This window comes from Syntrophales bacterium (genome assembly GCA_026417625.1).
In the GTDB taxonomy this organism is placed as follows: domain Bacteria; phylum Desulfobacterota; class Syntrophia; order Syntrophales; family UBA8958; genus JAOACW01.
On record JAOACW010000022.1, the window covers coordinates 1 to 837 of the forward strand.

The window sequence follows — 837 nt, forward strand, 5'->3', positions numbered from 1 at the left end:
CTCCGGCGCATACCCCCAGTCTCGTTTAGAGTCAAGGTTACCCAGATAAAGCACCTTCTGCTTGCCCGCACGAATGGATGCCAGTGCGCGGGTAATTTTGCGCGTCACAAAAGTTTCACCCCGGCGTGGGCTTTCGTGGTTGAAAAGTATGCCATTACAGGCAAAAAGACCGTATGCCTCGCGGTAGTTAACAGTCATCCAGTAGGCGTATACCTTAGCCACTGCGTAAGGACTTCTCGGGTAAAAAGGTGTTTTCTCATCCTGCGGTGGAGGTGATGCGCCAAACATTTCGGAAGAGGAAGCTTGATAGAATTTAGTTTTAATACCACTCCTACGAATTGCTTCTAAGAGTCTCGTAGTGCCAAGGCCTGTGATATCTCCAGTATATTCGGGCATGTCAAAACTAACCCTTACATGGCTTTGTGCACCAAGATGGTAAATTTCATCAGGCTTTAGATTATAAATTAGATTAAGAAGTTGACCTGAATCCGAAAGATCTCCGTAGTGTAAGAAGAGCCTTGCTTTAGGTTCATGCGGGTCTATGTATATATGATCTATTCTATGAGTGTTAAAGGTGCTTGCTCTCCTTATCAAGCCATGAATCTCATAGCCCTTGGATAGCAAAAACTCCGCAAGATATGACCCGTCTTGACCAGTTATTCCTGTTATTAGTGCTCTTTTCATTTATTAATCCCTCTTACAAAACTCTTAATTGTTAAAAGGTGCAATGTAGGTCTCTACATACTTTTCCTCAGGCACCCTATTTTCACAAGATGGACAGACTGGCATAGTTTGCCTCCTTAATCAGCATTAAATATCCAACACCACATATAATAG

At 43.2% G+C, this 837-nt stretch carries 1 protein-coding gene; it reads right to left on the bottom strand.

The features are described from left to right. Positions 1–684: GDP-mannose 4,6-dehydratase (locus N2317_08830; protein MCX7817589.1), on the bottom strand; the 684-nt coding region annotated here is incomplete at its 3' end. Positions 685–837: the final 153 nt, after the last annotated feature.